At 35.7% G+C, this 22,309-nt stretch carries 17 protein-coding genes and 1 tRNA gene; 3 read left to right on the forward strand and 15 right to left on the reverse strand.

All coding sequences use genetic code 11. From position 1 onward, the window contains the following. Window positions 1-31 precede the first annotated feature (31 nt). Together ABS764_RS03905 and ABS764_RS03910 are read left to right on the forward strand one after the other, a co-directional pair. Window positions 32-105 (forward strand) — tRNA-Asn (locus ABS764_RS03905). 63 nt (window positions 106-168) lie between these two features. Further along, the gene (locus tag ABS764_RS03910) at window positions 169-453 is read left to right on the forward strand and encodes a GIY-YIG nuclease family protein (RefSeq protein ID WP_408080180.1); all 285 of its coding nucleotides are present in this window, start codon (window positions 169-171) and stop codon (window positions 451-453) included. Window positions 454-922: 469 nt separating this feature from the next. On the opposite strand, the gene ABS764_RS03915 is transcribed toward ABS764_RS03910, so the two are convergent. The 15 genes from ABS764_RS03915 to ABS764_RS03985 all read right to left on the reverse strand — a co-directional run bounded on the left by ABS764_RS03915 (window position 923) and on the right by ABS764_RS03985 (window position 20,766). Continuing rightward, a complete protein-coding gene (locus tag ABS764_RS03915; RefSeq protein ID WP_408080182.1) occupies window positions 923-1,735 on the reverse strand; it encodes a tyrosine-protein phosphatase in 813 nt (270 codons plus the stop codon). 88 nt (window positions 1,736-1,823) lie between these two features. Continuing rightward, window positions 1,824-4,682 (reverse strand): TonB-dependent receptor, encoded by a 2,859-nt coding sequence (locus tag ABS764_RS03920; protein WP_408080184.1) that lies wholly within the window; start codon window positions 4,680-4,682, stop codon window positions 1,824-1,826. Window positions 4,683-4,918: 236 nt separating this feature from the next. After that, window positions 4,919-6,010 carry an AraC family transcriptional regulator gene (locus ABS764_RS03925; protein ID WP_408080186.1) on the reverse strand — a complete coding sequence of 364 codons (1,092 nt, stop codon included), beginning with the start codon at window positions 6,008-6,010 and terminating at the stop codon, window positions 4,919-4,921. 234 nt (window positions 6,011-6,244) lie between these two features. Then, window positions 6,245-7,072, reverse strand: a complete 828-nt coding sequence (locus ABS764_RS03930) for an SMP-30/gluconolactonase/LRE family protein (RefSeq protein ID WP_408080188.1) — start codon at window positions 7,070-7,072, stop codon at window positions 6,245-6,247. A 239-nt stretch (window positions 7,073-7,311) separates the two neighbouring features. Further along, complete coding sequence (gene pelA / locus ABS764_RS03935; RefSeq protein WP_408080190.1) at window positions 7,312-8,499, reverse strand: pectate lyase; 1,188 nt, start codon at window positions 8,497-8,499, stop codon at window positions 7,312-7,314. A 30-nt stretch (window positions 8,500-8,529) separates the two neighbouring features. Next, the gene (locus ABS764_RS03940; protein ID WP_408080192.1) at window positions 8,530-9,201 is read right to left on the reverse strand and encodes a LamG domain-containing protein; all 672 of its coding nucleotides are present in this window, start codon (window positions 9,199-9,201) and stop codon (window positions 8,530-8,532) included. Between the two features lie 97 nt (window positions 9,202-9,298). Continuing rightward, the gene (locus tag ABS764_RS03945; protein WP_408080194.1) at window positions 9,299-10,978 is read right to left on the reverse strand and encodes a glycoside hydrolase family 28 protein; all 1,680 of its coding nucleotides are present in this window, start codon (window positions 10,976-10,978) and stop codon (window positions 9,299-9,301) included. A 183-nt stretch (window positions 10,979-11,161) separates the two neighbouring features. Next, window positions 11,162-12,463: an L-fucose:H+ symporter permease gene (fucP, locus tag ABS764_RS03950; RefSeq protein WP_408080196.1), complete on the reverse strand. Its 1,302-nt coding sequence runs from the start codon at window positions 12,461-12,463 to the stop codon at window positions 11,162-11,164. A gap of 20 nt (window positions 12,464-12,483) precedes the next feature. Further along, window positions 12,484-12,927, reverse strand: coding sequence for a MaoC/PaaZ C-terminal domain-containing protein (locus tag ABS764_RS03955; protein ID WP_408080198.1), 444 nt, complete (start codon window positions 12,925-12,927; stop codon window positions 12,484-12,486). Between the two features lie 96 nt (window positions 12,928-13,023). After that, window positions 13,024-14,091, reverse strand: coding sequence for a Gfo/Idh/MocA family protein (locus ABS764_RS03960; RefSeq protein WP_408080200.1), 1,068 nt, complete (start codon window positions 14,089-14,091; stop codon window positions 13,024-13,026). 2 nt (window positions 14,092-14,093) lie between these two features. Further along, window positions 14,094-15,323 carry an extracellular solute-binding protein gene (locus tag ABS764_RS03965; protein ID WP_408080202.1) on the reverse strand — a complete coding sequence of 410 codons (1,230 nt, stop codon included), beginning with the start codon at window positions 15,321-15,323 and terminating at the stop codon, window positions 14,094-14,096. Further along, window positions 15,323-16,462, reverse strand: a complete 1,140-nt coding sequence (locus ABS764_RS03970) for a CaiB/BaiF CoA transferase family protein (RefSeq protein WP_408080204.1) — start codon at window positions 16,460-16,462, stop codon at window positions 15,323-15,325. The genes ABS764_RS03965 and ABS764_RS03970 overlap by 1 nt, the downstream gene beginning before the upstream one ends. A gap of 3 nt (window positions 16,463-16,465) precedes the next feature. Beyond that, window positions 16,466-17,602, reverse strand: a complete 1,137-nt coding sequence (locus ABS764_RS03975; protein ID WP_408080206.1) for a CaiB/BaiF CoA transferase family protein — start codon at window positions 17,600-17,602, stop codon at window positions 16,466-16,468. Beyond that, a complete protein-coding gene (locus ABS764_RS03980) occupies window positions 17,599-18,747 on the reverse strand; it encodes an ABC transporter substrate-binding protein (protein WP_408080208.1) in 1,149 nt (382 codons plus the stop codon). Before ABS764_RS03980 ends, ABS764_RS03975 begins: the two co-directional genes overlap by 4 nt. A gap of 420 nt (window positions 18,748-19,167) precedes the next feature. Further along, window positions 19,168-20,766, reverse strand: coding sequence for a hypothetical protein (locus tag ABS764_RS03985; protein WP_408080210.1), 1,599 nt, complete (start codon window positions 20,764-20,766; stop codon window positions 19,168-19,170). 387 nt (window positions 20,767-21,153) lie between these two features. Here ABS764_RS03985 and ABS764_RS03990 point away from each other — a divergent pair, with 387 nt between their 5' ends. Beyond that, window positions 21,154-22,023, forward strand: coding sequence for an AraC family transcriptional regulator (locus tag ABS764_RS03990; RefSeq protein WP_408080212.1), 870 nt, complete (start codon window positions 21,154-21,156; stop codon window positions 22,021-22,023). The last annotated feature ends 286 nt before the right edge of the window (window positions 22,024-22,309 follow it).

Here is a 22,309-nt window from a genome sequence, read left to right on the forward strand (position 1 = left end):
AACGTTCCTTACGCATATTAAATATACAGTTTCCTCCTTAGCTCAGTTGGTTAGAGCATCTGACTGTTAATCAGAGGGTCCTTGGTTCGAGCCCAAGAGGGGGAGCTTTTTTAGAAAGCCATTCAAGAAATTGAGTGGCTTTTTTTGTTTAAAAAATCCACTATATCTATGCACTTTGTTTACATCATTTATTCTGTAGAGAAAGACACTTTCTACATCGGTGAAACTTCAGATATTGAACTTCGATTACAATGGCACAACTCTGGTATATTTGAAAACTCATACACTAAAATAGCCAATGACTGGGTATTATTTCATATTATTGAATGTACCGATATTTTTCAAGCAAGAAAAATAGAGCGACACATAAAAGACATGAAAAGCAAAACATACATTTCTAATCTCAAAAAATATCCTGAAATTTCCGAAAAACTACTACTTAAACATCGTTAATCAGAGAGTCCTTGTTCCGATAGCTATCGGAACGAGCCCAAGAAGGGGAGCTTTTTTAGAAAAATCCAGTTTATTCATTTAAACTGGATTTTTTGTTTTAGACATATTTCGAACCTGGTTCGAGTCCGCCGCAGTGGAGGAGCTTTAGAAAGTCTTTACAGTGTAGAGACTTTTTTTTGTTTAAAACCTAAGCTTATTCAGATTAGTTCGAGTCCGCCGCTGCGGAGGAGCTTTTAGAAAGCCTTTACAACAATGTAGAGGCTTTTATTTGTTTAAAACCTAAGCTTATTCCGCTAGGTTCGAGGGATCAGGTTCAAAAGTTGGGGATTAAACAAAAAGTAGATAATCTGAATAGAAAAAAAATCAATTTTGGGATCAGGTGCAAAAGTTAGGCATTATGCAAAAAGGCTGTTTTTAGTAACTAAAAACAACCTTTTCTAAAAAAATAAAACAAAAACAAAATGCTACACTAATTAATCAAATATTTATTCTTGATTAATTGTTTTGTAGAAGCATCAATACCAAACTCTTTTAACAGCATATTGTCAACCGAACCGTATTTAGCAGCAACATCATTCCAAGCAGCTTCTAAATAAGAAGCTTTTACTCCCATTAGTAATTTCATCTTTTCTGCCGGAATCCCGTACATTGCCAATTTTTTATCATCTACATATTGAACAGCTTCATTTGATTTTAAATAGTCATTCATAATTTCATCCTTGGGAACATCCAAAATATGCAAGAACATGGAAGCCGCAAAACCAGTTCTGTCTTTTCCGGCTGAACAATGAAATAAAACTACCGATTTATCGTCTTTTAAACTTTCAAAAAAAGGCTTGAAATCGGCAATGTTAGCAACAAAACTTTTATTAGCATCTACCATTAAAGAATCGGCTTGTTGTGCTCCAAAATCGGGTTTTGCCAACGCTTTCATAAAACCCTGCATTGATTTTGATCCAATATCTCCAATAGGAGCATTTTTGACTTCGATATGACTTTCGGCAGGAACATAATCAGGTTCTCTTGTTATTTCAAAATCATTTCTAAAATCTACAATTGTCGTAATGTGTAAATTTTTGAATTGTTTTTTTTCGTCTTCATTAAGATTAGAAAAACTACCTGAGCGATAAATATTCGTTTTGATTTTTTTCCCTTCAGCATTTACAATTTCTGAAAAGTTTCTAAAATTAGGACTGTCCTGGAAAAACACTTTTTGTTGTGCACTTAATTGTAACCCTGAAAACATTGCCAATAACGGTACGTAAAATAAATTCTTTTTCATTTTTTTTTTAATTTTAAGATTTGGAAATAGCGCCCTGAACCGAAATCGATTTGCAGCTGCAGGACGCTTTAATTATTGTTTGTAATTATTAGAAAATTTGATATTTAACCCCTAACTGACCGTTAATAGCTGACCATTCACTGCTGGTAAATCTTTTTTCGTTAGTTCCTAAATACTGTTGAAAAGGAGTATTAGCTAAATTGCGTACTTCCATGAAAACTTTCAGCTTATCACTGATGGAATAATCTGCTGAAAAATCTACGGTGAAATTACTTCTGGCCGAGATATAATAATCAGGGCCTAAATTTTGATTAATCGTTTCTACTGATTTTCCTCTATAGTTTCCGGCAATTTTGAACATAAAACCATATTTTTCATAGAAAATAGAGGAATTAAATAAAAACTTCGATTGATTAGGCAAAGTTGTTTTATCCACTGCAACTAAACCTCCATCAGCATCAAATCGATTTACTTTTAAGCTGGATTTAATGAAAGCTCCATTTAAATCGATACCAAATCCGCCGAAGAAATTATCCCATTCGGTAAACCGTTTGGTAATTCCCATTTCAAAACCATATAAACTGGCATTTTCTACATTTTTGGGTTGTGTAATTAAGTAATCGAAATTGTCTATTTTTTGAACTGATAAATCTTTGAAAATATAATTTGACAAATCTTTGTAGAAAACACCGGCTGTAATCAAACCAATATCGTCCAGAAAATATTCGCCCATCAGATCAAAATTGTTTGCAAATGTTGGCAACAAATCAGCATTTCCTTTCGTAATTTTAACCAAGCCCGGATTTGTTGTATCTACATTTTCTCCAGGATTCAAATCTCCAAAATTAGCTCTGGAAAATGTTCTGGTATAGGCAGCCCTAATATTCATATAATCATTAGCAGCATATTTAATATGCAGCATAGGCAAAAAGGCATTATACGAATTGTTTTCTTCAACAGTAGTAACCGTTTTAGTTTCCACATCATATTTAGCACTCTTAATATTAATCATGGTATATTCATTACGAACACCACCTATAAGTGTTGTTTTGTCAGTCAATTTATAAGTAGTCATCAAATAATTACTAAACACATTCTCATGAGCCACATATTTTGTAGTAGGGTTTGATTTTGAAGAATAGTCTGCAAAACCATTATCAGCTAAATAATCTGGTGTAAATATTCGGAACAATTCGCCTTTAGTAATTGGGTCAACAATAAGAGGAGCAAAAGTCCCTCCTATTTCTTTAAACGAAGTTGACTCATTAGGATAAGCCTCTGTTTTAAATTCGCTCAAAGTCCGTAATGCCGGAGAACCCGGAATCCCTAAAGCTGCACCAGGCAAGAATGCTAAAGGAGTCAATTGACCCTCGTATTTTTTTAACTTCCCCTTAGCACCCATTTTCAAACTCAGCGCAGCGGTTGGATTGTATGTCAAATTAAACTGTGCGATTTTGTCTTTATCTTTTTGGTTGGTTTGATAAATAACCAACTGTGTCAATTGTAAACGTGTTGGATCTAAAAAGTCATTCGGATTAGTCAATTTTGGATCAATATTGAATAAATCAACTCCATTAGCATCCGGAGAATCAAATAAATTATAAACCAATCCATCTGTAGCGCGGTTTCCAAAATCTCCTGATAAATTTTGAGTAAACTGTGCAATAGGCAAACCTCTTTGGTTTTTAGGCATATTAGGCGGTGTATTCAAAATATAATCCATATCATTGCTTGATACTGACCAATCCACTTTTACCTTTGAACCTATCAAATGATTTCCTCCTACCTCAAATGAATTCAAAGCTGTTTCATAAAAAGAATAACGGTAGCTATACACATATCTTTTCTTTGCAAAATCATAAAATGATTCATAAACCGGACGAACATCTTCAAATTTATCAATCAGGAATTTACCAAAGAACTTGTTGCTTTCGTTCAACTCAAAATCTATAGTTCCACTAAAGGCTTTTGTTTTTCTGGATCCAAAATATCGTTTTGCATTCACACTATTGATGGCATAACGTTGACCCTGATTGGCAGCATTGATGTTATAATCAACTACCATTTCATCTGTAGAAAAATTTCTGTCCCAAATAGAAGCTGCTAAAACCACTCCTAATTTTTTATCAAAAAATCTTTTCCCAAAAACAACAGAACCATTATAAGTCGATTTATTTGCACGTTGATTGTAACCTCCGCCCAAACTTACATTCAGCATATCTTTACTTTGAGCAATACGGGAAATAAAATCAACCGACCCCCCAATAGCATCTCCTTCAATGTCGGGAGTGATGGCTTTTGACAATTGAATATATTGAATCATCTCGGTAGGAATCGCATCCAGCAAGGTGTTTCTCGAACCAAAAACGGAAGCACTCGGCAATCTGTTCCCATTGTACAAAGTAGAATTCCAACCAAAAGGAGTCCCTCTAACACTCACCTGATTGGCTTCGCCGTGGTATCTGTTCACACTTACGCCAGGCATTCTTTGTACAGCCTCAGCCGCATTACGGTCTGGTAATTTCCCTACCGCATCGGCAGCTAAAACATCCATAATGGCAAACGATTTCTTTTTAATACTTAAAGCTTTAATTTGTGAAGGAGCGGTAAATCCTTTAATTATAACCTCGCTCAACACGCCTTCTTCCTCATCCATTGTAATTGTTCCCAAATTGTTAACTCCGGGAGCTAAGTTTACTTCTTTTGTAATTTCTTTATAACCTAAATAACTAATAGCCACTTTTATCTTTTCACCAACCAGATTTGTCAGTTGAAAAGAACCGTCTAAATTTGTAGTCACTCCATTTTTTCCTTCAAGTACAACAACATTTACACCAGGCAAATATCCATTCCCATCTGAAATTTTACCCACAATTGAAGAACGATTTTGAGCGTAAAAATTAAGCCCGCACAAAATCATCCCGAATAACAATAATTGCTTTTTCATTTTCTATTATTTTAATTTTCGGCAAATGTATCGGGGAAGTTCAAGCAAGCAGTCTTTTTAAATTTAGACATACAGGATTTAAATTTAACTGTATTAATTTTGATTAAAAACAATTATAAAACACTGAAAAAAAATATATTAAACAATATTAACTTTGTATTAACGAATTGTAAAAAAGAAATTAATGAAAAATTAAATGTATCTAAAAACCATTGAATACTTCATTTAGTAGGATATTATACGAAATTCAAAAGCAGATTTTTTTGATATTCTTTTGGAGTAATTCCGTTAAGGAGTTTGAAGTTTTTATAAAAGGTCGATTTATTTTTAAATCCGCTTTCAATGCTAATATCTATTAAACTTGAGTTCTTAGATTTTTTAATTAATCGTTTGGATTCTTCAATTCTGAAATAATTAAGATAATTGTAAAAATTACTGTCCAATTTAATATTGAGTGCCTGAGTAATTTTTATTTTAGGAATATTGATATTTTGAGACAGTAAATCTAAACTAAAGTCAGGATTAAGATATACTTTTTGAGATTCGAAAGAGTGATTAATTTTATTGATGATGGCATCCATTTCATCCTCATTCAAATCATAATTTTTATACTTTTCTTTTGCTTTTTCAATTACATTACCCTCTTCGTTACTAAGCTGAAATTTATGAGTCAATTTTATTCTGTAATTTAAAGTAGTAATCATTATAACTAACAAAAAACCGTAATAGAAATACCTTAGATTGAGAATACTTTCAAAATGAATGATAGTAAAAAACAACCCCAAAACCGCCAAAAAACCAGAAAATAAAAGCATATAACTCAACAACTGAATCATTTTATTTCTTAAGCCAATAATAGTTTCATCTTTAAAATCGAAGCTAAAAGCTATTTTTTTTAAGCAAAAAAGAGAATACAAAAGCAAAGACGGAACAAAAAGCATCATCGAGAATATATCGTAAATTTCTACCCATTGATCGTTTTCTTCAAAGAAAAACAAATGAATCAGCATTCCTATATTAACCACCGAAGAAAAAAGAAACGGAAGGGTATGAAGAAATACTTTTTTATTTGTCAACTCAATTCCGTAAGCCGAAGCGTAGAAAAAATAAAGCACAGGTCCGTACAATAATGAAAAACTGGCATGAACTTTATTGAACACCAAATCATTAAAAAAATAAGACAAAGCCATTTTAAAAACGATATGCAGAAATACTATTCCAAAAAAAGACATTAAATAGTAATCTTCTTTTTTGTCCTTTTTATTCAGGAACAGCAAAAACACTAATACAAATGACTGAAATGCAACAAAAAAAAGAATATTAAGCATGTAAAAAAGATTTTTACAAAAATACTCTTGGTTGATTATTAAATTATTAACTCAACGTTAAACTTGAATTTACAAATGATAGTGAATAAAAGGGGAGGTTTACAAACAGTAATAAAGTCTTTATCTGAAAAACTATTGAATATACATTGAATTTTTATAAAACATTTTTAAGATCAAAAAAACCTTTACATCACTGCAAAGGTTTTTTTCTATTTTACATTTTCTTAAGAAATTTTAATCCATCAGCAATTGATAAGCAATCACACTATTATGATTAAAAGTAGGGATATATAAAATGTTTTCTTTAGGGTTATATCCTAAGTCAGCGGTGTTCATTTGTCCCTGTACGTCCTGTAATTTATTGATTTCACCATTGGCTTTTACATAATAAATCAAACCGGCCCAGCAGGTAACTATATAATCACCATTTTTAAGCTGTTCGAGTCCGTCACCGGATTTTTCAAAACCTTGCGCAATGACCGTTCTGTTTTTATTTTTATCAATTATTAAAAGTTCTGTATTGGCTAAAACATAGAGGTTTTTATTGATCCATTTTAAACCATTGGCACCATTTACATTTTCCAGATAAAGTTCTGCCTGTCCGTTTTTTATGCGATGAATTTTATTAGTACGGGTGTCAGATACATATACCACTCCTTTATTATCTACTGTTACATCATTCAGGAAAACAGCATTTTCAATTTCCAGTTTATTAATGATTTTTCCAGTTGTAATATCAATGCTCACCAATGCCGTAATATCAGCCACAAAAAGAGTGTTTTTATAACGCGCCAGACCTTTTGGTGCATCTAAACCTTCTACCCATTTTTCATTGCTTACCGAGCCATCGGTATTCAGAATAGCAACTCCGCCCTTTCCGTCTTTTACGTTGCCGGCACCATCAATCAGACTTACATATAGTTTGTTGTCAGTGGAACTATAAAGCACTGATTCAGGTACAGGCAGTTTATTGCTCTCCCATATGTTTTTTGAAAGTTGCTGAGCTTTAGTGGTAAAGCTTAGCAATACAAAAACAGACAGGGATAAAAATTTATATTTCATACTTTTAAATATTTCGTTATACATCATGGTTTATAACAAAAGTAAAATTTATTAACCAATTAGAAAACATCAGGTTTCGTTTATCTGATGCAATATGACTGAAACAGACATAATTTTACTACACTCAATTTTCAGTTCAATTGTGCATCGTCGCTGTAATATTTCAATTGAGAACCGCCTGTAAATAAATTGCCGCATATCACAGCTCACTGTCTTTTCTATTTAGAAAATTAAATTCTTTATTTCTTTAACACATTATTATCCGGTGCATATTTTTGTTGCCAGTCCGGATATTTATCCAGTACTTTTTGAGGACTGGAAGTATACCAGGCATATCCGCTGCGGCGTTCCACACTCACCTCAGCCAGCGAGTATAACAATTCACTGTTGCGATCAGAAAATAAAGGTCTATTGGTACCCAACTCATAATAACGCGTCCAGATAGGTGTCGCAGCAGAATCGGCTACAGCTCTGACATCTCTTTTTACGGTTTTATATTTAGACTCAAATGCATCAATTTCAAAAGACTCAATGCGGGTGTTATAGATTTTAGAGTCCTCAAACCATTTTACAGCACTTTGTACCGAGTGAATAATTCTTTCGTTTGGATTTTTTATTTTCATTAAAAACAGCACCACATCTGTACTTTCGCCATTGCAGATACTTGGCGGTTCAAATTTTCGTGCCCATGCAGGAGCTAAAGTCACCTCATCATGTTGTTGACACCAGGCAGTAAGTCTGCCATTATCTTTAATTTGCATGTTTAAAATGCAATCCAGTCCTTTATTGTAAGACTCTTTCGCCTTTGACCTGAGTGCTTCGTCTAAAAAAGAAAAATTAGGATTGTTATAAACTATTTTGTCTAACAAATTCATAATTCCCATATAAGCACCATCATTGAGAGTAATATGACGGCTGTAATTTTTTTCCAATGGATAATATTGCGGCCATCCACCATTAGCATATTGTGCATCAAGAATAAACTGAATTCCTCTTTGGCATGCTTGTTTATACTTTTCAATTTTAGTGGCTGTATAAACCTGAGCTAAGTAATACACATGAGTATAACTGGTTTCATTGTCAAAAGTAGTATGTAAAACAGCCTTAGTTGAAGCGACTTTTTCGACTTGTTCCGGTGTCAGAATCGCTTTCATATCATAATTTTTAGGCCAGCCACCATTGGCACGCTGAAAAAGAATCATGTTATCGGCAATTTTCGTGTAATCAGATTCGGCATATTTTGGCTGATTGGGTACCGGATTTACTAAATTATTTTCATCTTTAATTCCGTACCAGTGTCTTTCGCTGTCGCCAAAAGGTTTGGTAGTAATAGCATCAGTCTCTTTTTTGGCTTGGGCATTTGTAAAAGTATTCGACAATACAAATAGGATCAGAAATACCAAATAATTTCTTTTTTTTGTGGTCATGGTTGCTGGGATTTTTACGATTGGTTATAGTTAGAGTCTTAAAAACTCATTTGGTTTAAGTGCTCCGGGAGAAATTTGTATTTTATAAATAGCGCCTTTAAACCAGCTGACTTTATTCATTCGCACACCAATAGATGTTTGTCCTTCTTCAATGGGATTAAAAGTATAATCCTGATGTAATTCTTCCTTTCCATTAACATAAGTGGTCAGACTATTGGCTGTAACTACAAAAACCACATGATACCATTTTTCTAAAGGATGCATTAATTCTTCGGTTGCCAAGGCCAATTTCACTCCTTTGGAAGCTACAAAACCATCAAAATACCAATGATTGTTTACAGCACGTATTTCCAGCAGCATTCTGTCTGTTGTAACACCTCCAATATGTAAAATGCGCTGTTCAAAAACGCCATTACTTTCAGGTTTAAAAATCATCTCGACTGTAAAGGATTTCAAACCTTTTAATGGCATTTCTTTTAAAAACAAAGCATCATCAATACCATCAAAAGCAACTGCGTTTCCATAAGGAGACAGAACAATTGTTGGGTTTCCTAAAATTGTGGTTTGCTCTGTTTTATGTTGAAGGAAAGACGTCATCAGCCATTCGGTTTTTTTATTTGCTGCTGCATCCGTATGCTGAGCTTTCAATACAAAAGAAAAAACCGTTAAAAACAGTGCTGCAAATACCAAAGTTATTTTCATCTTTTATTATTTTTAAGAATGAATAAAATTGCTTCCTGAATAAAAAAATCTCCAAAATCAGCTGATTTTGGAGATTCCGGATATTTTAGTCTGTTATTTAAAATTTCACCGCTTTTTTAGGAACTTTTGCTCCTATAAATGTTTTCTTAGACAAATCAGAAGTTGATAAATCAATATTCTCAGAAGCTGCTCCGTTTATCGTAACTGCTTTTGGAGAAGTCGAATTGAATTCCACATTTTTAAGCGACAAATTTTTAGCATTATAAACATCAAATACTGCGGTGTCTTTAAGGTCTATCTCTGCATCAGTAATTTTAATTCCTTTGGCATCAATAATGGTAAAACCTTTATCTGCTTTTACTTTCAAATTCGAAATTTCAATATTTTCCAGATTCATTTCAGGTAATCCCTGTAAAAATACTGCCTGATTAGCTCCGGCTATAGTGATGTTTTTCATCGAAATATTCTTGAATTGTGGTGTTTTCTCATCCACAGGAATCATTTTATTTTCTACCGGTGTTCCTCCTTCTTCAAGAGTTTCAGCAATTGATTTTCCGCCATAATAAAGATTAAAAGAAATGGCCTGAGATGGAATATCAGTCATAAAAATATCCGAAATGAAGATATTTTCAACAACTCCCCCACGTCCGCGATTACTTTTAAAACGCAGTCCTACATCTGTTCCCATAAAAGTACAATTAGAAACATGCATGTTTTTTACCCCGCCGGACATTTCGCTTCCTACCGTTACTCCGCCATGTCCATGATACACAATATTATTTCGGATCACCAGATTTTCACACGGGATTCCTCTGTCACGTCCGTCTTTATCTTTTCCTGATTTGATACAAATGGCATCATCACCCACATCAAAACTGGAATTTTCTACCAATACATTTTTACAGGATTCTACATCAAGACCGTCACCATTTTGAGAAAACCAGGGATTACGAACCGATACATTTCGAACAATCAAATCCTCAATCATTAACGGGTGAATATTCCATGCCGGAGAATTTTGAAACACCGGTCCATCAAACAATACTCTTTTACTGTTTTGAATACTCACTAGAACCGGACGAAGAAAATCATGAATTTTTTCAAAATCTTCTTTGGTTTTTAAGTCCAAACGTACATTCTGGTCTGCACCTTCAGAAGCATTCATAAAAATTTCTGATGGATACCAGCTCGTTTTGGATGCATTCACAACTCCTCCCGAAGCTACAAATTTTTTCCATTGGCTTTCGGTTAGTTTGCTTCTTTTAACCTGTCTCCACACTTCGCCTGAACCATCCCAGACTCCTTTCCCAGTGAAAGCAACATTTTCCAGATTCTTACCGTAAAGAGGCGAAATACAACGCCAGGTATTCAAGCCTTCAAAACTGGTTTCTATAAGTGGATACAAACTTTTATCGGGTGAAAATTTAATTAAAGCTCCTGCCTGCGCATGTAATTCCAGATTACTTTTTAAAATAATAGGTCCTGTTAACCAAATTCCAGGAGGAATAATAACTTTTCCGCCACCTTTTTGGCTCACTGCTTCAATAGCTTTAGCAAAGGCTTCTGAGTTTAAAACATCGCCTCCGCTTACTGCACCAAAATCTTTAATGTTCACGGAATTATTTGGTATAACCGGTTCTTGAACTATCGCCATTTTAAATTCAATTCCTTCATAAGTTGCATTGGAATTGGAAACCTGAGCTACGCTGTTTTGTGACCAGCAGCTCAAGAAAGTAACAACAGCAATAAATAATAAATTTCCTGATTTAATTTTCATTCTGATTTTTTTTTGATTGTTTTTTTGTTATAATAAAAAATGTAATCGATTATCTCACAAATATATTTAAAATTATTTAATTAAAATAGTAATCATGCATCGTTTAAATTAAAAGCGATGTAACAAAAAAACCCCTCTTTTCATTGCTGAAAAAAAGGGGCCAATAATTTTAAAAAAACCGAATCAGGCTACTTTTTTCACCTTGTGTCCAAAAACTCCAAAATAAAGGATAATCAGGAAACACACTAACGGAATCAAATAACCTGATTGAATGTCATCATGATTCATATCAATCAAAGTTCCCATTCCGTATGGCAAAATGGCTCCGCCAATTATAGACATTACCAACCACGAAGAACCGATTTCGGTATTGTTTTTTAATCCTACTAAACCAAGAGAGAAAATCGTTGGGAACATAATAGACATAAAAAATCCAATTCCCCACAATGCATAAATAACATAAACTCCTGTACCATAAATCGCTACAGCACAAAGTATTGTACTCAGAACAGCATAAACAGAAAGCAACACATAATCTTTTACAAACTTCAAAAAGAAAGTTCCTGTAAATCGCCCTATCATAAACAACAATCCGTAAATACCATAATAGTAGGCAGCCATTTTTTCATCTAATCCTGCTTCTTTCTGAGCAATTCTGATAAAGAAACTCGTTACACATACCTGAGCTCCCACATAGAAAAACTGCGCTACTACAGCCCAGCTCAAATGACGGTGTTTCAACACTGAAAAAAATCCGGGCTTTACCTCTACTTCTGTATTCTCAGATTTCATTGATGGTAAATGCATGAAATAAAATAAAACAGCAACTAAAACCAATATAGATCCTAATATGATATAAGGCAATTTTACAGCTGCCGCTTCACCAGTCAGATAAGCTATTCGCTCTGCATCTGGCATTGCAGCCATTTGCTCCGGAGTATGATTAATCCCTGAAAGAATAAAAAAACCTCCCAAAAATCCTGCTACCGACACTGCCAGTCCATTAAAAGATGCAGCCAGATTCAATCGAAAAGAAGAAGATTCCGGCGGACCTAAAATTGCTGCATAAGGATTCGCACTGGTTTCCAGAATAGTCAGTCCGCATCCAATAATAAACAACGCAATTAAAAACAAATCATACGCTCGCGAATTAGCTGCGGGAACAAATAAAAAGGCTCCCGTTGCAAAAACTAACAAACCGGTAATGATACTGTTTTTATATCCAATTTTTTTAATAATCATTCCTGCCGGAATCGCCATTAGAAAATAAGCCAAATAAATTGCCGTATCAATCAATGTGGATTGTCTGTTGTTAAGCTGACAGGCTTTTTTAAGGTGCGGAATTAAAATTCCATCAAGTCCGTGAGCCATTCCCCAAAGGAAAAACAGCGTCGTTATTAAAATAAAAGGCAACAAATATTTTGAACCCTGTCCTTTTTCTGTAGGTACCTCATGGACATCTCCCATTTGATTGGTTATTTTCATAATTGATAATTATTGGTCATTTAATTTTTTCTTTTTACCAGTAACAAATGGTCGCAAACCATCACTACTTCTCCTCGCTGGTTGATAATTTCTACGTGCTCTGTCACCGTTCCCATCTCTGGTCTTTTGGCGTCTCCTTTTTCAGAAATCGTAATCTCTGAATGAATGGTATCCCCAATATGCACCGGTTTTACAAAACGCATCCGGTCATAACCCTTAGAAAAAGCTTCCGGATTAATCTCTGATGCGGTTAGCCCGATTCCAATTGCAAAAACCATTGTCCCATGAGCAATACGCTGACCAAAAGGCTGTGTTTTACACCATTCTTCATCCATGTGATGCGGAAAAAAATCACCGGTATGCCCGGCATGCACTACAAAATCCGTTTCGGTTATGGTTCTTCCCAGCGTCACACGCTTTTCATCTAATTGATACTCTTCAAAAAAAGTTGATTTGAAATACATATTTTTAGTTGTTTAGTACTTAGTCCCTAGTCCTTAGTGACTAGCCAAAATACTAAGGACTAATTGCTAAGGACTGAGGACTTTAATTTATTATTTTTATAACTCCATTTGTGGAACTCCACCTTTTTTATTACTGATATAACAGGCTTCCACGACCTTCATCGTTCCAAGAACGTTTTCAACACTAGCGTGTAATACCGTATCCGAACCTTCTTTGTAACGCATCAGGTTTGCCATTGTTCCCACAAAAGCTTCCGGGAACCACGAGCCTTCCAGCTGTACTTTATTCCATTCGTATTTTCCTTCATCATTGGCAACTGCATATTCAAAAACATCTTCCAGACCTGCCGGATAGTTCATCAGCAAGCCCATTTTAGCCTTGATAGCTCCTTTAGTTCCTTCCCATTTAATGTAGCTTTCTTCATGTTCCGGACCAAAATGATGATCGTGATTCGTATTGATAACCGCACGCATTGTATCGCCATAATCCAGAATAATAGTGGAACGCGAAGACGATAAATCCTTCAACGGATGTTTCCATGTTTTCGCTAAAACCGATTTTGGATCACCTGCAAACGAACGGATACAATCAATGTAATGCACACTGTGAAATAAAATCTCTAATCGCGGATGTACTTTGATTAACGGAAATAATTCCCAGGGTGTATTTACCGTTACTTTAAATTCCATGTCGTACAATTCACCAATGATCCCTTCGTTAATCAAATGACGGGCTGCTGCTACAAAAGGGGCAAAACGCAATTGGAAATTAATCGCACCCACTAATTTCTTTCTTTCGCAAACTTCCAGAATTCCTTTGGCTTCAGCCAGATCATTTCCCATGGGTTTCTGAATCAAAACTGCAGCACCATCAGGCAATTGTTCTAAAATTTCAATGTATTGTTCCGGTAAAACCGTAATATCATAAACGGCATTAGCCGGAGCGTTACGTACAGCATCAGCTACGGTTTCAAAAGCGTGGGGAATCCCAAATTCATTTGCCATTGCCTGAGCCTTGGCAAAAGTTCTGTTCGTAATCCCGAAAACCTCAAATCCTGCAATTTTATAAGCAGGTAAATGCGCATCTTTTACTATTCCGCTGGCACCAATAATTACTATAGGCTGATTGGTTTTTGGCAATTCGGGTTTATAAGGGATATGCATAATTATAGTATTTTTTCAATTTCAATTTGTGTGTTTTTTAATAAATCTGCCGATGGAATGTCTGTTTTTAAAGCAGTCAGCACCATTTGGTCTATCAGTATGGCAATATCCGGCCAAACTGCAATTTGTGGTAAAGTCAGTGCATTTTCATGTAAGCTCTCCAGCTTGTGGTAATACGGAATGGTTTCGTTAATCTCAGCATCTTTCCATGTGGATTTTCTGCAGCCTATTCCACCTTCATTAGTTAATAATTTATCACTTTCAGCAGTAGTAGCAAATCGTAAAAAATCATAGGCCAGCTTTTTATTTTTACTTCCTGTTCCAATTGTATACAACCAATAAACATTCAGTGAAGCTGTTTTTCCGCCTACCGCGAAGGGCAAAGTAGTAACATCAACTTTTCCTTTTACTTTTGATTCGGAAATAACTTCACACATTGAGGCAAAACCAAACCAGTTAATTGTCATAGCGGCTTCTCCGTTGGCGAAAGCCATTCCTGCTTCAACCGAACCAAAATCAGCAGAGCCAGGGTGAACAGCATCGGTGTTTTTAACAATATAACGGTAATAATCTAAGGTATCAATTGCGGCCTGGGTGTTGATATTCATTTTGTTTTCAGCATTTAATAGTGAACCGCCACGGGTCCATAAATGCAGGCAAAAATCAAATACCATATTGTGTCCGTCAGGATAATTAGCAAAAACACAGCCGTATAGATTTTTATCAGGACGATTAAAAAAAGTAGCGATTTGCTCAAATTCCTGCCAGGTTTGAGGCGGAGCTAATTCGTAACCAAACTGCTTTTTAAAATGTTCTTTTTCTATCGAATCTTCGAATAAATCTTTTCTGTAAATCAAACATTCAGGACCATCATGAAAAGGCAATCCATAAATTCCCCCTTCAATTTCCTGCAAATGCAATAAAGAATTATGCCAGCCTTCGGGAAAATTCTGAGGTGCTTCAGTAGCAATAAACGACGTTAAATCCTGAACTGCATTTGCATTAGCCGCATCAAAAATCCAGTCGGTGTTCATATGAGCAATATCCCAGTCTCCTTTTTTCAAACCGCCTTCACTGATAGTCTGTTCATACAAATCATGTAATTCCATTGGAACCATTTCGACCCCGATACTAATATCGTATTTTAAACAAAATGCATCCCAAAGTTGCTGCATGGCCGTTTCAAAAGGCCCAAATTTTCGAACTGCTATTCTAAAGACTGGATTTTCCATTAGCTAAGATTAAATTCGTTTATGATATTTTGATTGTCCTGACCCAATTTTGGCGATCCCTTACCCGAAGTAAATAATTCCCCATCAATTCTAACAGGACATCGGGTAGTTTTATAACTGTAGCCATCCAGCATTTCTACCTGCTGCACAAAGTCTAAAACCTTAAATCCTTCCTGAGCAAAAAGCTGCTCGTAATTTAACACATTGGCACACCAAATATCAGCCGGTTCTAAAATACCCAACCAATATTCCGAATCCTGTGTGCGTAAATGCGCTGCCAAAATTGATTTTATTTCGTCTCTTAATGTAAATTTATTTTCGGGAAATTGTTTTAGTTCTTCACAACTTAACAATTCAGCCAAAACAGGTATTGAACCCATGGCAAGGCTCATGTAACCATTTTTAGTCTGGTAAATTCCGTAAGGTGCACCCAGATAAGCATTCGCATTGTTGGTTTTAGTTCGTACCGGCAATTCGCCACCGTCATTAAAGAAAGTCGTAATGGTTTCAAACTGAAAATCAAATGCCGATTCCAGCATACTCACTTCTACTAAAGCACCTGTATTTTGAGTCACTTTTCGGTACAAAGCCGCTAAGATTCCCTGAGCCAAATGCGCTCCGGCCAGCATATCCACGATAGACAATCCCATAGGAACCGGCCCGTCGCCTTCGTTTCCTGTTAACCAGGTTAAAGCCGTCAAGGATTGCAACAGCAAGTCCTGTCCCGGCAAATCTTTATAAGCACCTTTTGAGCCGTAGCCACTTATCGAAGCATATACCACATTAGGATTTATCTTTTTTACCTCTTCATAACTCAGTCCAATGCGTTCCATAACGCCCGGTCTGAAATTATGCATCACCACATCGGCTTTCGCCAAAAGTTTCTTCAGTTTTGCTAATTCTTGCGGCTGTTTGAAATCAATTGCAAAGGATTCTTTATTTCGATTTATCGTATGAAAAACGGAAGATTCTCCGTTCATAATCAAATCCGAAGTGTATAAAGTTCTGCAAATATCACCTGTTCCCGGTTTCTCAATTTTTATCACGCGGGCTCCTAAATCGGCCAGACGCAAACTTGCCGAAGGTCCTGAAAGAAACTGGCTGAAATCTATTATTAAATAATCTTCTAATGGTTTCATCTTCTAATTGATAATAGTTTCAAGAATTATTTTATTATGTTCTCCTACTTTTGGTGCTGCTTTTCGACTCGTCAGAATTTCGCCATCTAACTGAATCGGACTTCTGGTAGTAACGATTTTTTTATGATCTGAATTTTCGATGGTTTGTTTCATTGGCATACCAAAATCTATTGCATCTAAGTCCTGATAGTTGAGTACTTTTCCGCACCAAACGCCTTTTTCCTGCAACAATTGCAACCAATAATCAGTTGTTTCTTTCGATAATCTATCACTCAACAGCGTTCTGATTTCGTCACGGAATTCAAACCACAAATGTTTTTCCTGGTATTTTTCAAGATTGACTTCCAGCAATTCACTAATGTACATTAAATCGCCCATAGCCAAAGAAAGATAACCATCCTGAGTTTTATAAACACCATAAGGCGCACTTAAAAAAGCATGCGCACTTCCGGCAACATCACCTCTTTCCTGCAATTTCCCACCATCGTTCAAATAGGAGGTAATGGCTTCAAACTGAACATCTAAAATCGATTCGATTAAAGAAACCTCAACCAAAACCCCTTTATTGGTTTTGGCTCTTTTTAATAAAGCTGCCAAAAGTCCTTGTACCAAATGATTGCCGCACATGATATCAGCCACGGATAAACCAAAAGGAACCGGTCCCTGACTTTTTCGACCACTTAACCAGGTTAAACCGGATAAGGATTGCACCAATAAATCCTGCCCCGGCTTTTTAGACCACGGTCCTTCATCCCCATAGCCGGAAACCACACCGTAGATAATTTTGGGATTGATATCCATAGCATCGGCGAAAGCCAGACCTATTTTATCCATTACACCCGGTCTGAAATTATGGGTCATAATATCAGCCTTGGTAATGAGTTTTTTAACCAATTCTAAATCGTCGGGATTTTTAAGGTCGGCGGCAAAAGAATCTTTATTTCGATTAATGGTATGAAATAACAAACTGTTTTCGTCAACAAATAAGTCTTTGATACTCAATTGACGGCAGGCTTCTCCTTTTACAGGTCTTTCAATTTTGATGACTCTGGCACCTAAATCGGCGAGTTTTAATCCTGCTGAAGGTCCTGCCAGAAACTGACAAAATTCTAAAACCACTACACCTTCTAAAGGTCTCATACTGTTGCGGGATTAAGTGATTTTACATACAAAGCATCCATTGCGGCTAAAACCTCTTTTTCATCACCCCCATTCATCAGATAATCACGCACAACATCGCCGGCATGATCCTGAAAATACATGTGACCGGAATATCTTGGACGCAAGAAAGCACGCTCTAAAGCCGGCAGCGTATTTTTAAAATAATCATGGGTGATGCCATTAATTCTTTCATTTTTCCATGCCTGTAAATGTCCGGGTTGTCCCCCATTATCGGCAAAAATATTTTGTTGTACCTGAGAAGAACCTGTAAACTCGGCATATTTTAATGCCTCTGGTAGGTTTTCGCTAAAAGCAGAAACAGCTAATCCTGTTCCGCCAAGCGAACTAATCATAGGCTGATCGTTCAACTTTACTAAATCATAAAAATGTAATAAATGCTTACTGTAACCAATTCTTGAATAATTAGAATATCCGTAAGCAAAGGGACAGTACGCTATTTCATCAGTATTGACCATGGCTTCATAGACCTGAATTGGATTTCGGTTAAAATTAGCAGGATCCATCAATTGCGCTAATTCACGGTGCATTTGTAACGCTTTAATTCCTGTTTCTTCCGAAATCACTTTTTGCTGAGATTGAAAAGGTGCTTCGCCTAAACTACAGCAAAACGAATAAAAACTCATTAATGAATCTACCGGGATTCCGGCAAATGCCACCAATCCTTTTTTGGCCAAAGCCAATAAATCGTCGTAAGTTTCAGGAACTTTTAAACCGTTTTTTTCTAAAATATCCAAACGGGCTGCCGCAACAGGAGTAGCTGCATCGATAGGCAAAGCCCATAGCTTGTTGTCAAAAACATAACTTTCGTATGATTTTCCTACAGTATTGACTTCCTGATCTTTGATATATTCAGCTGAAAAATGATCAGACAAAGGTACAATAGTGTTAGTCGCTGCACCAAAACCAGTCCACGGATGATCAATGACCAATAAATCAAATCTTTTAGCCAGATCTTCAATCGAAGCATCGGCAAATTCCTGTAAACTTCTCTTTTCCCAGCTAATCTCTACATCCGGATACAACTCTGTAAAACGCTGAGCCGTAGCAACCATTGGCAAAAGTCCTCTGGTATGGTTCCATGTAATTCCTTTCAATTTCTTCATCTTGTAACTTTTCATTTTTTTTATTTAGAACACAGATTTGCAAAAATTAAAATTAAGAAAACTAATTAATTCATTTTTATCCGTTATTATCTCTGTTCTGTCTATTTTTTTCATTTTAAAAACAATCCTAAATGTAATTATAAATCGTCAATTTGAGCTTTTTTTTATTTTGCATTTCGCTTTGTATCAATATTTTGCACAATACTTAAACTGATTTAAAAAACAAAAAATGCCTGTTTATTACAGACAGGCATTTTTGTGTCGAAAATGACTCTAATTGCTATATTATGATTGCGTCACTTCGAGTGTTTTTGGCTTCGGAAACTTGAATTCAGAATAAATTTCAAATCAGCCAAAAATGTATCGAGAAGCCTTGTTTCGATAAAAATTCACTCGAACTGACGTACAATAAATGTTTTATTACAACGCTACATCTCCGCAAAAGTGAACCTGAATTCCCAGTTCCTGTAGAGCTGCTGCTTTAATTCGGCACAATTTGTTGGCTTCAGCTTCGTTTTCAGCATACACCACATGAATGTGATTCGCTTTGTGACGACCCATCATCTGGTCACGGCTTACTCCTTTTAAAGTAGCGTTCATAATAGGCCATTGTGGTGTAGTCATATTCCATCTACGGTCTAATTCTTCTTTTGGTAAATCTACCGATTCTCCAATTCCTAAATCACAATGCAGGGCGTCATCCATTACATAAATACGACTCCAGACAATAGATCCCGGTTTACTTACACCTTTTACGCTTCCACCGCCTAATCTAAAGTACATTTCAGGCTGTCTTTCGCTTGAAGTTCCTTCATAACCTCCTACAAAATGTTCCGGTGGTGCTGCTCCACTAATTAAGAATACCCAAACAAATCCGTCGATAGATTCGTTTTTAAAATATTCTCCATAGCGTAAATCGTGCAGGGTATTTTCGCCTTTCAAGCCCATAGAGCGCCATAAATTGTAAGTCAGTAATGCATCGATTCCGGCACATTCATCGACTTCGTTAAAATGTGGCAAAGCTTCTCCGGCAAATAATTCATTACCTTCTTCGTCAAAAACAGGAGGACGGTTTTGATTGTTCAGTAAACCTTCAACCAGATCACTCGCCGGAACTAAATCCTTCAAGCCCTGCTGGTACTGGATTCCGATAGTATCACAACCAAATTCGGCTGCAATGCGTACTGCAGCAATGTACATTTTGCATTGTAACAAAGTTTGGTTTCTGGTTAATTGAGTCCCTTCATCCGTTCCCCAATTGAATTTCATTCCTTTATCCAGCAGCCATTGTAAGACCATTTCTGCCTCTTCGTCTTTCACTGTCTGCATTTTTGCGTAAAGCGAAGACTGCGATAATCTTTCTTTATAAATTCCGGTTGGATGTAACAAATGATCCGGAACAATCGCATTGAACATTCCCATACAACCTTCGTCAAAAACACCCATAATGGCTTTTTCATTTCTGAAAGCTTTTGCAAAAGCAACTCCTTTAGCCAGTTCGTCCGAAGGAATTAATGCTTTGTCAAAAGCTTTTACGTGACTTAAATCTGGTTTTACTGTAGCGGTCTGCATCCAGTTTTTCAAATTATTTTTGAAAAAATCATCACTAAAATCCACACTCCATAACGTGCTGTATGTAACTCCTGCTTTAGTTAAAGAACCATTTAAATTTAACATTCCTACTAGTCCCGGCCATTCTCCGCTCCAGTTGGCCACCGTTAAAATTGGACCTTTGTGTGTAATTAAACCTGCCAGAACGTGGTGTGAATATTGCCAGACACTTTCAGCAACAATAAGCGGAGCGGTAGGATCAATATTTTTAAAAACCTGCATTCCCATTTTCTGGCTGTCAATAAAACCATGTTGTTTTTTCTCATCATAGGCATGAGCTCTTATGATTTTTCCGCCTGCTTCGGCAACTGCTTCTGATAATAATTGTTCCATTTGGGCTTGTGCTTCCCAACATACCTGATTTGCTGACAAACGCAAATCGCCACTGGCTACTAAATAAATGTTCATTTTTTTAAATTATTTATAAGCAATAGAGCACAAAGCAATTTGAATTTTAAACTCAAATTGCTTTGTGACATGCTATTAATGATTATTTGTTATTTCTTAAACTTTCTAAACTAAGAGTCTGATTAATTTTTCTGTCACACTGAGCCTGTCGAAATGTTTTCTATCTAAAAATGAGGTTTTCAACAGGTTCAGACTGACAGTAGAAATCTCTTAAACTTAATCAAACTGACTATAATTTCAAGAATAAAAACCTATTATCAAATATGCTAAAAATCAGCATTTATTCATTGTTAGTTATTTGCATGTATTTATAGGATATTATCATAAAAATATTTGTAATTGTAAAATTTACACTAATTTTGCATCCTAAATCGAAACCAGCTGTTTATGAAGCCTTTATTTCACAAAGTACCCACCAGCATCCAAAGCTCTTTTGAAGTGCGCCACAACAAAGAACCTAATTTTGGGAAGATCTGGCATTACCATCCCGAGCTGGAACTGCATTATGTAATCAAAGGTGAAGGGGTACGTTTTATAGGGGACAACATCAGTAATTTCAGCTCTGGAGAGCTTATTTTGCTGGGTGAAAATTTGCCTCATACCTGGCGTTGTCACGAGGAATATTATCAGAATAAAAAGGATTTGGATGTAGAAGCCATTGTAATTCAGTTTTTACCGGATTGTTTAGGCAAAGATTTTATACATTTACCCGAATCTTTTCTGATTCCGAAACTCTTTGAAAAAGCAAAAAAAGGCATGATTATTCATGGAAAAACCCGTGAAAAAGTGATGGAGCAAATGAAAAAAGCGTCTCATGCCAATCATATCGACAAGCTGATTATTTTATTAAACATCTTAAAATTTCTATCGGAAACGGAAGAATATACCGAAATCACCGCTTCGCATGCGTTTTATCAATCCAATGAATCAGATTCGATCAGACTCAACCGAATATGCAGTTACACCCTTTCGAATTACAAGAGAGAGATTACCTTAAAAGAAATTGCAGCCTTTAGTAACTTAAGTGTGACTTCTTTTTGCCGCTATTTTAAACTGATGACCAAGAAAACCTATTATGATTTTCTAATAGAAATCCGAATCAGTCATGCCTGCAGGCTGCTGATTGAAAACAAAATCCCAACCGAAATGATTTGTTTTGAATGCGGTTTTAATAATGTGTCTAATTTTTACCGCCATTTTAAAAAAGTAACAGGAATTACCCCTATGGAATACAAGAAAAGGTATTTATCGAATTGAAAAAGAAGCAAGAGAAAAGAAGCAAGAGGAAAGATAAAAGAAAACAGACGATACAAGCTAAAGTTGATGTCCCCAAAAAAACTGCGGTAATTTAAAAATTTTCGCAAAGATTTTAAAAGAAATTAGTGCATTCGTGGCAACAGTAAACGACAAGCGATTCAAAAATTATTAAACCATCTGTTCGAAAAATTTCCATTGGAAATTGTATTCAGAACAAAAATTATGGTCAAAAAAAGTTCTTACATTTCTATACAATGACCTAATTGGGAGGAACGGTCAATACACA

Source organism: Flavobacterium plantiphilum (genome assembly GCF_046000495.1).
GTDB lineage: Bacteria > Bacteroidota > Bacteroidia > Flavobacteriales > Flavobacteriaceae > Flavobacterium > Flavobacterium plantiphilum.